General features: G+C 64.3%; 10 protein-coding genes. 9 read left to right on the top strand and 1 reads right to left on the bottom strand.

Translation table 11 applies throughout. From position 1 onward, the window contains the following. The first annotated feature begins 25 nt into the window (after positions 1-25). The 4 genes from HNP55_RS20115 to HNP55_RS20130 are packed head-to-tail and all read left to right on the top strand — an operon-like array spanning position 26 to position 3,733. The gene (locus HNP55_RS20115) at positions 26-1,294 is read left to right on the top strand and encodes a lipoprotein-releasing ABC transporter permease subunit (RefSeq protein ID WP_184303551.1); all 1,269 of its coding nucleotides are present in this window, start codon (positions 26-28) and stop codon (positions 1,292-1,294) included. Then, entirely contained in the window at positions 1,287-1,973 is a 687-nt protein-coding gene (locus tag HNP55_RS20120; RefSeq protein ID WP_184303553.1) for an ABC transporter ATP-binding protein, read from the top strand. The genes HNP55_RS20115 and HNP55_RS20120 overlap by 8 nt, the downstream gene beginning before the upstream one ends. Positions 1,974-2,020: 47 nt before the next feature. Next, a complete protein-coding gene (purU, locus tag HNP55_RS20125; protein WP_184303555.1) occupies positions 2,021-2,887 on the top strand; it encodes a formyltetrahydrofolate deformylase in 867 nt (288 codons plus the stop codon). 6 nt (positions 2,888-2,893) lie between these two features. Further along, the gene (locus HNP55_RS20130; protein WP_184303557.1) at positions 2,894-3,733 is read left to right on the top strand and encodes a TatD family hydrolase; all 840 of its coding nucleotides are present in this window, start codon (positions 2,894-2,896) and stop codon (positions 3,731-3,733) included. Here HNP55_RS20130 and HNP55_RS20135 read toward each other — a convergent pair. Next, complete coding sequence (locus tag HNP55_RS20135; RefSeq protein ID WP_184303587.1) at positions 3,691-4,500, bottom strand: mechanosensitive ion channel family protein; 810 nt, start codon at positions 4,498-4,500, stop codon at positions 3,691-3,693. The two genes, HNP55_RS20130 and HNP55_RS20135, sit on opposite strands and share 43 nt — an antisense overlap. A gap of 128 nt (positions 4,501-4,628) precedes the next feature. Here HNP55_RS20135 and HNP55_RS20140 point away from each other — a divergent pair, with 128 nt between their 5' ends. From HNP55_RS20140 to HNP55_RS20160, 5 genes are all read left to right on the top strand, one after another. Then, on the top strand, positions 4,629-5,108 hold the full coding sequence (locus tag HNP55_RS20140; RefSeq protein WP_221439699.1) for a DNA-deoxyinosine glycosylase: 480 nt from the start codon (positions 4,629-4,631) through the stop codon (positions 5,106-5,108). 4 nt (positions 5,109-5,112) lie between these two features. Continuing rightward, positions 5,113-5,904, top strand: coding sequence for a spermidine synthase (locus HNP55_RS20145; RefSeq protein WP_184303559.1), 792 nt, complete (start codon positions 5,113-5,115; stop codon positions 5,902-5,904). Positions 5,905-5,912: 8 nt separating this feature from the next. Next, positions 5,913-7,703, top strand: a complete 1,791-nt coding sequence (locus tag HNP55_RS20150) for a GspE/PulE family protein (protein WP_184303561.1) — start codon at positions 5,913-5,915, stop codon at positions 7,701-7,703. 136 nt (positions 7,704-7,839) lie between these two features. Continuing rightward, positions 7,840-8,304: a tripartite tricarboxylate transporter TctB family protein gene (locus tag HNP55_RS20155; protein WP_184303563.1), complete on the top strand. Its 465-nt coding sequence runs from the start codon at positions 7,840-7,842 to the stop codon at positions 8,302-8,304. A 9-nt stretch (positions 8,305-8,313) separates the two neighbouring features. Then, positions 8,314-9,822: a tripartite tricarboxylate transporter permease gene (locus tag HNP55_RS20160; protein WP_184303564.1), complete on the top strand. Its 1,509-nt coding sequence runs from the start codon at positions 8,314-8,316 to the stop codon at positions 9,820-9,822. Positions 9,823-10,093: the final 271 nt, after the last annotated feature.

Below are 10,093 nucleotides of genomic sequence, written 5' to 3' on the forward strand. Positions count from 1 at the left end.
GTTGAAGCGGTTAGCATGCCTGCCCATGAATTGGCCTTTTGAATTGCAGATTGGTTGGCGCTACACCCGTGCCGGCCGTGGCGGGCGGCGCAACCGCTTCATCTCCTTCATCTCCGGCGTCTCGATGCTGGGCATTGCGCTGGGCGTGGCGGCCTTGATCATCGTGCTGTCGGTGATGAATGGCTTCCAGAAAGAGGTGCGCGACCGCATGTTGTCGGTGATCGCCCATGTGGAACTGCTCAGTTACAACGGCGACGCCTTGCCCGACTGGCAGGCCACGGCGGCCAAGGCCCGGCAGGACCCGGCCGCTGGTGGGCAGATCGTGGCGGCCGCGCCCTTTATCGCCTCCCAGGTCTTGATCGCCCGTGGGGATGAGATGCGCGGCGCGATTTTGCGCGGCATCGAGCCCGCGGCGGAGAGCCAGGTCACGCCCCTGGCCGCGCAGCTGAAGGACGGCGCCTTGTCGCGCCTGCACGCCGGCGACTGGGGCATCGTGCTGGGCGTCGAGCTGGCGCGCCATCTGGGCGTGAAGGTGGGGGACAAGATCACCGTGGTCTCGCCCAGCGGCGATGTGACGCCGGCCGGCACCACGCCGCGCATGCGTCTGTTCACCGTGGCCGGCACCTTCAACGCCGGTCATTACGAGTACGACAGCGGCATGGCCTTGATCCATGTGGCGGACGCCGCCAAGCTCTTCCGCGTGGCCGGGCCCTCGGGCGTGCAGCTCAAGCTGAAGGATGTCTACCGCGCCCGCGAGGTCGGCGACGAGTTGGCGCAGAGCATGGGCCCGGAGATCCGGGTGCGCGACTGGACCCGCAGCAATGCCAACTGGTACGACGCGGTGCAGGTCGAGAAACGCATGATGGGCATCATCCTGACCCTGATCGTCGCGGTGGCGGCCTTCAACCTGGTCTCCACCCTGGTGATGACGGTGACGGACAAGCAGGCCGACATCGCCATCCTGCGCACCCTGGGCGCCAGCCCGCGTTCCATCATGGGCATCTTCATGGTGCAGGGCGCCACCTCGGGCGTCATCGGCACCTTGTCCGGTGTGGGCCTGGGGCTCTTGGTGGCCTTCAATATCGATGTGATCGTGCCCTTTATCGAGCGGCTTTTGAACACCAGCTTCCTGCCCGGCAGCATCTATCTGATCACCAAAATGCCTAGCGATCCGCAGTGGGCCGATATCTACCCCATCGCCCTCATCTCCCTGATCCTGGCCTTTCTGGCCACCCTCTACCCCAGCTGGCGAGCCAGCCGCGTGCAACCCGCGGAGGCTTTGCGTTATGAGTGAGCCGATTGTTTTGCAGGGCTTCGGCCTGGAGCGGCGCTTCAGCGAGGGTGAGCTGGATGTGAAGGTCTTGTCCGGCGTCGATGTGACGGTGCGGCGCGCCCAGACCCTGGCCATCGTCGGCGCCTCGGGCTCGGGCAAGTCCACCTTGCTGCATCTGCTGGGTGGGCTGGACAAGCCCTCGGCCGGCCGCGTCGTGCTGATGGGCCAGGAGCTCAGCGGCATGAGCGAGGCGGCGCGCGGCGACTGGCGCAACCAGCATCTGGGCTTTGTCTACCAGTTCCATCACCTGCTACCCGAATTCAGCGCCGTGGACAATGTGGCCATGCCCTTGCGCATACGCCGCATGCCGCAGGCCGCGGCACGCGAGACCGCCGCCCAGATGCTCAGCCGGGTTGGTCTGGGGGCGCGGCTGAAGCATAGGCCGGCCGAGCTGTCGGGCGGCGAGCGCCAGCGGGTGGCGATCGCCCGCGCCCTGGTGACCCAGCCGGCCTGCGTGCTGGCCGACGAGCCCACCGGCAATCTGGACCGCACGACCTCGCAAGCCGTCTTCGAGCTGATGCTGGCCACCGCCCGCGAGCAGGGCACGGCTTTTGTGATGGTGACCCACGACCAGGCCCTGGCCGCGCAATGCGAGGCGAGTCTGAGCCTGCTGGGCGGGCAGGTGCAGCTGGCGGCCTGATTGACACGCGGGTTTGATTCTTCTCTTTCCCAGAAAAAATTTCTGCCATGAGTTCCAAAAAGCGCTTCATCCTCAAGCTCAGCTGCCCCGACCGGGCCGGCATCGTCCACGCCGTCACCGCTTATCTGCTGGAGCAGGGCGGCAATATCCTCACCTCGGCCCAGCATGGCGACGAGGATCACCAGCGCTTTTTCATGCGCATCGAGTTCGAGTGCGCGGCCGGCGCCGAGCAGGCGGCCCTGTGCCAGAGCTTTGCGCCCCTGGCCGAGCGCCTGCAGATGGACTGGGAGCTGGTGGACAGCCAGGCCAAGACCCGGGTGTTGCTGCTGGTCTCCAAGCTGGGGCATTGCCTTAACGATTTGCTGTTCCGGGTGCAGACCGGCCATCTGCCGATCGAGATTCCGGCCATCGTCTCCAACCACCGCGACTTCTACCAGCTCGCGGCCTCGCACAACATCCCCTTCCACCACTTCCCCTTGCTGAACGCCAGCGAGGAGCAGAAGCAGGGCCAGGAGCGCAAGATCCGCGAGGTGATTGAAGAGAACCAGATCGATCTGGTGGTGCTGGCCCGCTATATGCAGATCCTGTCGCCCGAGTTGTGCCGCGATCTGGCCGGCCGGGCCATCAATATCCACCACAGCTTTCTACCCAGCTTCAAGGGGGCCAAGCCCTACCACCAGGCGCATCAGCGCGGCGTCAAGCTGATCGGTGCGACGGCGCACTACGTCACCTCGGACCTGGACGAAGGCCCCATCATCGAGCAGGAGGTGGCCCGCATCGACCACAGCCTGGCGCCCGAGCAATTGGTGGCCATAGGCCGCGACACCGAATGCGTGACTCTGGCCCGCGCCATTCAATGGCATGCCGAGCATCGGGTGCTGATGAATGGCAATCGGACGGTGGTATTCCGCTAACGCCCAATGTGGATAGACAGCCACTGCCATCTGGACGCCCCGGAGTTCGAGCCGGACCGGGAGGCGGTGGTGGCGCGCGCACGCGCGGCCGGCGTCACGCAGTTGGTGCTGCCGGCCGTGGCGGCCAGCAACTTCGAGACCGTACGCGCCCTGGCCCACCAGCATGGCCTGGCCTATGCGTTAGGCATACACCCGCTGTATGTGATGCAGGCCCAGGATCAAGACCTGGCCCTGCTGGACGATTGGCTCACGCAGTACCGCACGGACCCGCACTTGGTGGCCGTGGGCGAGATCGGGCTGGATTTTTTCGTGCCCGGCCTGGATGCGCAGCGCCAGCAGCATTTCTACATCGAACAATTGAAGCTGGCGCGCCGCCACGGCCTGCCGGTGATTCTGCATGTGCGGCGCAGCGCCGATCAGCTCCTGGCCGGCCTGCGCCGCCTGGCGGTGCCGGGCGGCATCGCCCACGCCTTCAACGGCAGCGCGCAACAGGCCCAGGCCTTTGTGGACCTGGGCTTCAAGCTGGGTTTTGGCGGCACGTTGACGTTTGAGCGCTCCCTGCAGATCCGGCGTTTGGCGGCCGGCCTGCCCGAGGCCGCCCTGGTGCTGGAGACCGATGCGCCGGACATCCCGCCGCACTGGCTTTACAAGACGGCGGCCGAGCGGGCGGCCGGCGCCAGCATGCGCAACGAGCCGGCTGAGTTGCCGCGCATCGCCGAGTCTCTGGCCGACTTGCGCGGCTGGACGCTGGCGCAGACGGCCGCGCTCTGCACGGCCAATACGCTGGCCGCGCTGCCCGGGCTTCAGCGGTTGCGCGGCGCCACCGGCGTCTCGGGCACCGGGTAGCCGGCCGTGCCAAAGGTGGTGACGATGGCCTTGTGGGTGTCGAAATAGACCTGCCAGTAATGGTCGGTATGGGCATAGGGGCGCACGCAGAGCAGGGGGCCTTCGGGGGTGAAGCTGAGGATCTCCACATCGGGGGCGGGCGTGCTGGCGACGTTGGGGATCTGGGCCAGCGCGGCCTTCAGGCGGGCGATGGCGTCCATGGGGTCCACCGAGTTGGCGATCTTGGCCTGGCAGTCCACCCGCCGCACCGGCAGGCTGGAATAGTTCTGAATCGTGTCGGAAAAAATCTTGTTATTGCCGATGATGGTCTGCACATGGTCGCCGGTGACCAGGGTGGTGCCGAACAGGCCGATCTCCACCACCGTGCCGCTGACGCCGCCGACCTGCACAAAATCGCCCACCTTGAAGGGCCGCAGCACCTGCATGAAGACGCCGGCGGCGAAATGGGTTAGCAAGCCACCCCAGGCCGTGCCTATGGCCAGGCCGGCGCCGGCCAGCAGGGCGGCGAAGGAGGTGGTCTTGACGCCGAACACGTCCAGCACCGCCAGGGCCAGCACGATATTGAGCATGACCGTGAGGATGGAGCGCAGATAGGTGGACAGCGTGGAGTCGATTTTCTTGCCGCGTTCCAGTGCGCCGGCGAACAAGCGCACCAGCAGCCCTATGATCCAGCGGCCTATGATCCAGACCGCCAGCGCGGCCAGGATCTTCAGCGCGAAGTCGGCGCCCTGGGTGCTGAGAAAATTCCAGATCGCTTCCGTGTTCAAGCCTGCAGTGTTCATTGCCGTCTCCTGTGACTAAACCAATCGTGCCATCCCAGTGCAAAACCGATGATTCGGCTTGCGTCCTCGGGCGAGGCATTGAACGACAGGCCGGGGCAGAGCGCCTACAGGGTTTGCCGCCAATCTGGTCGCCACGTGCGAAATTGCTCGTTTTGGGTAGCTTCCCCGGCGTCGCTTCTTTGCAAAGCCAGCGTTATTACGCACATCCGCGCAATCAGTTCTGGCCCATCCTGGCCTCCTTGTGGGATGAGGACCTTGCCCGTCTGGACTACGTTGGCCGCGTGGCCATGGCCCAGGCCCATGGCTTGGCGATCTGGGATGTGTATGAGAGCTGCTTGCGCGTGGGCAGCCTGGACAGTGCCATCCAGCAAGCGCGGCCGAATGATTTGCTGGGCCTGGCCGCGCGCATGCCGCTGCTGCAGGCCATCGCCCACAATGGCGGGGAATCGGCGCGTCATAGGGCTTTGACGCAGACCCTGGGCCTGCCCGTCTACAAACTGCCTTCCACCAGCCCGGCCCATGCGGCCTGGTCGCTGGAGCGCAAGCGGGAGGCCTGGCGTGAGGTGCTGCAGCGCCATGGACTTTTGGAGTAATTTTTTGAGCAAGACCAAGAACAACAAGCCGCCCGCCTGGGCCCCGGCGACCCTGTCCGAGTTTGAAGGCGTGCGCTTTCTGCATCTGGACAGCATCTGGGTGCAGGGCGCCATGCGTATACGCAAGCCCCAGCAGCTGGAGCTGGAATACATCCAGCGCATGATGGTGTGGATGTTGTGGCGCGAGAGCGCCCAGGTCCGCGAGGGCCATGCCATCCAGCTCGGCCTGGGGGCGGCCGCCATCACCCGCTTTTGCCACAAGGTCTTGCGCATGCAGACGACGGCGGTGGAGATCAACCCCACGGTGATCAGCGCCTGCCGGGCCTGGTTCCATCTGCCCGAGGACGATGGACGGCTGAGGGTCGTCAATGCCGACGCGGCGCGCTGGGTGCAGGAGCCCGAGCATTTGCAAAGCGCCCAGGTGCTGAATATCGACCTTTACGATCACGACGCCGCCTCGCCGGTGCTGGACGACGAGGACTTCTACCGCCATTGCCACGGCCTGCTGGCGGACGGCGGCCTGATGACGGTCAATCTGTTTGGCCGCGACGCCAGCTTTGCCCGCAGCGCCACCCGCATCGCGCGGGTGTTCGGATCCGATCAGGTTTGGAGTTTGGCCCCGACCAAGGAGGGCAATACCATCGTGGTGGCGGCGCGCGGCGTGCAAGTGCCGGAGCGCGAGGAATTGGAGCGCCGAGCGGCTACCATCGAGTCGCAGTACGGCCTGCCGGCGCGCAAATGGTTGCGCCTGGTGCGGCCGCTTCCCTTGAACCTCATCCAACAGCTGCGAGCCTGAGATCCACCATGACCTTGAAAGCCAACCCAGTCTCCGCGGCGCCCAAGCTTGAGGGCCGGCTGGACTGGCGGGCCATGCTGCACTGGCTGCAGGAGGACGGGCTGATAGACGCCGACCAGGTGGCGCGCACCCAGACTCGTTTTGCCGCGGGTGATAGCGCTTTGCACCCGCTCGTGCGCCTGGGCCATGCCGGCCTGACGCGGCTGGACAATGGCAAGGCCCTGGACATCGACGCCTTGACCGAATGGGTGGCGGGCCGGGCCAAGCTGCCTTATCTGCGCATCGATCCGCTCAAGGTGGAGGTGGGCCGGGTCAGCGATGTGATGTCGGTCGGCTATGCCGAGGCCAAACGCTGCCTGCCGGTGCAAGTGGGCCTGACCGAGGTGACCATCGCCACCTCGGAGCCTTTCGACACCTCCTGGGTCGCGCAGATCGAATCGCATATGCGCAAGCCGATCAAGCGGGTGGTGGCCAGCCCCCTGGAGATAGCGCGTTACACCACCGAGTTCTTCACGCTGGCCCGCTCGGTGCGCGCGGCGGCCAAGGCGGGTGAATCGAGCCAGGTCGCCAGCTTCGAGCAGTTGGTGGAGCTGGGCCGTAGCAATAAGCAGTTAGATGCCAATGACCAGGGCGTGGTCCAGGTGGTGGATTGGCTGTGGCAATACGCTTTCGACCAGCGCGCCAGCGACATCCATCTGGAGCCGCGCCGCGAGATGGGCGTGATCCGCTTCCGCATCGACGGGGTCTTGCACACGGTTTACCAGTTACCTCCGACGGTGATGAGTGCGATGACCTCGCGCATCAAGCTGCTGGGCCGCATGGATGTGGTGGAGCGGCGCCGGCCGCTGGACGGCCGCATCAAGACCCGCAACCCGGCCGGCGACGAGGTGGAGATGCGTCTGTCCACCTTGCCCACCGCCTTCGGCGAGAAGATGGTGATGCGCATCTTCGACCCCGACACCGCCGTCAAGGATCTGAGTCATCTGGGTTTTTCCGGCCACGACAGCGAGCGCTGGGAGAAGCTGGTCACGCAGGCCCACGGCATCATTCTGGTGACCGGGCCCACCGGCAGCGGCAAGACCACCACGCTGTACTCCACGCTCAAGCGCCTGGCGACCGAGGAGGTGAATGTCTGCACTATCGAAGACCCGATCGAAATGATAGAGCCGGCCTTCAACCAGACCCAGGTGCAAACTGGCCTGGACCTGGGCTTTGCCGAGGGCCTGCGCGCCCTGATGCGGCAGGACCCTGACATCATCATGGTGGGCGAGATCCGTGACCTGGCTACCGCTGAAATGGCCATCCAGGCGGCGCTGACCGGCCATCTGGTGTTCTCCACCCTGCACACCAATGATGCGGCCTCGGCCATCACCCGGCTGACCGATCTGGGTGTGCCTTCTTATCTGATCAGCGCCACGGTGATCGGCGTGCTGGCCCAGCGCCTGGTGCGCACCCTGTGCAATCACTGCAAGGTGCCGGACCCTGCCGTGACCCGGGATACCCTCAACGAGATGCTCAAGCACTGGCGCATGAATGGCGGCGTCAAGCCTTACAAACCGGTGGGCTGTCTGGAATGCCGCAACACCGGCTACCGGGGGCGGGCGGGGCTGTATGAGTTGCTGACGATAGGCGAGTCGGTCAAGACCCATCTGCACCCGACGCCCGATATTTCCGCCCTGCGCCGGCAAGCCGTGCAAGAGGGTTTGCGGCCGCTGCGGCTGGCCGGCGCGATGAAGGTGGCCGAGGGCATGACGACGCTGGAAGAGATTCTGCGCAGCACGCCGCAGTGGCAGGGCTAGCTCTGTTCACGCGCGAGTTTTGCTGGGACTTGTGTCCACTGGTAAGCGGTGTCATCAGCGGGGTCAGGTCTTGCCTTTTGCCTGCCTAGAATGCGAACCCGCGCAGCCTGCGCGCTGAGACTATTGGGGAATCCGAATGAAGATCAAGAGCCAACGTGATTTCTGGTCGGGGCTGATGTTCGTTATCGTGGGCGTGGTGTTCGCCCTGGGCTCGACCAATTACAGCTTTGGCTCCTCGGCCCAGCCCGGCCCGGCCTACTTTCCGTTCTGGCTGGGCGTCTTGCTCGCCGTGCTGGGGGGCATGGTCTTGTTCAAGGCCTTGAGCATTGAGTCCGAAGGCGGCGATCCGATCGGCAAGATCGCCTGGAAGCCCTTGTTGATCCTGGTTGGCGCCATCGTGTTCTTCGGCCTGGCGCTGCCGCGCCTGGGTCTGCTGCTGACCCTGCCCGTGCTGGTGACCTTGTCGGCCCTGGCCGGCCAGGAATTCCGCTGGAAGGATGCGCTGCTCAATAGTGTGGTGCTGACGGCGGGCAGTTGGCTGATCTTTGTCTGGGGGCTCAAGCTGGTGATTCCGGTTTGGCCGGTGATGTTCGGCGGCTGAGGGCAGAGCATGGAATTGCTGAACAATCTTTTGCTGGGCTTTCACGTCGCGCTGAGCTGGCAGAACCTGCTTTACGCTTTTGGCGGGGCCGTGCTGGGCACGCTGATCGGGGTCTTGCCGGGCCTGGGGCCGGTGGCCACCATCGCCATGCTTTTGCCCTCCATCTATTCCCTGGATGCGACGCCGGCCCTGATCATGCTGGCGGGCATTTACTACGGAGCCCAGTACGGAGGCTCGACCACGGCGATTCTGATCAATGTGCCGGGCGAGTCCAGTTCGGTGGTCACCGCCATCGATGGCTATCAAATGGCCAGGCAGGGCAGGGCGGGTGCGGCCCTGGCCGCAGCGGGCCTGGGCTCCTTCTTCGCAGGCTGCGTGGGCACGATCATCATTGCGGCGTTCGCGCAACCGCTGATCGTGATGGCGGCCAATTTCGGTCCGGCCGAGTACTTTTCTTTGATGGTGATGGGCTTGGTGGGGGCGGTCGTGCTGGCCTCGGGCTCCCTGGTCAAGGCCATCGCGATGATTGTGCTGGGCTTGCTGCTGGGACAGATCAATACCGATGTGATTTCGGGTACGCCGCGCTTTTCCTTTGACATCCCCGAGTTGACCGATGGCATCGGCTTTGTCGTCATCGCCATGGGGGTGTTCGGCTTTGGCGAAATCATCGCCAATCTGGGTCAACCGGAAGAGCAGCGCGAGGTCTTCACGCACAAGGTCGAGGGCCTGTGGCCCACCAGGCAAGACTTCCAGGAAGCCTGGCCCTCGGTCGTGCGTGGCACGGCGCTGGGCTCGGTGCTGGGCGTCTTGCCGGGCGGCGGCGCCTTGTTGGCATCTTTCGCGTCCTACACCCTGGAAAAGAAGATCGTCAAGAATCCGCGCATTCCCTTTGGCAAGGGCGCGATTCAAGGCGTGGCCGGCCCTGAGTCCGCCAACAACGCCGGCGCCCAAACCAGCTTCATTCCCATGCTGACCCTGGGCATCCCGCCCAATGCGGTGATGGCCTTGATGGTGGGTGCGATGACGATCAAAGGCATACAGCCGGGTCCGCAGGTGATGACCAGCAACCCTGAACTGTTCTGGGGCCTGATCGCCTCCATGTGGGTGGGCAATCTGATGTTGATCGTGCTGAACCTGCCGCTGATCGGCGTCTGGATCAAGCTGCTGACCGTGCCCTACCGCTTTCTGTTCCCGGCCATCGTGGTGTTCTGCTGCATCGGCACCTACACCTTGAGCAATAACAGCTTCGATGTCTATATGACGGCGGCCTTTGCCCTGGTCGGCTATGTTTTTTACAAGCTCAGTTGCGAGCCGGCGCCTTTGCTGCTTGGCTTCATCCTGGGTCCCATGATGGAAGAGAACCTGCGCCGCGCCCTGCTGCTGTCGCGCGGTGACTGGGGCACCTTTCTGGCGCGCCCCTTGTCGGCCGGCCTGCTGATCGCGGCCTTGCTGATGGTCGTGATCGTGCTTTTGCCCACCATCAAGAGCAAGCGTGATGAGGCCTTCCAAGACGACTGACAGCCAAGTTTCCGAACGCCTGGCGGAACTATCCGACCGACTGCCTCACAACCTCGAAGGCGTCTTCGCGTAAATTTCTCAAAATCTTGCTGCAAGAGCAAAAATCCTGTGCTACAGTAGAGGGCTTCGCTGCTAGCAAGTCTTCTGTTTCGGAGGCGAGCAAGGCGATGTGGCGGAGAAAAGAAGTGAGTGAAAAGCGCGGCAAACAAAATGTTTAAAACGCTTGACGAGTTTAAGAAAAACAAGTCATAATCTCGCTTCTGTGCTGCTG

It is taken from the genome of Roseateles oligotrophus, assembly GCF_014204525.1.
GTDB lineage: Bacteria > Pseudomonadota > Gammaproteobacteria > Burkholderiales > Burkholderiaceae_C > Paucibacter_A > Paucibacter_A oligotrophus_A.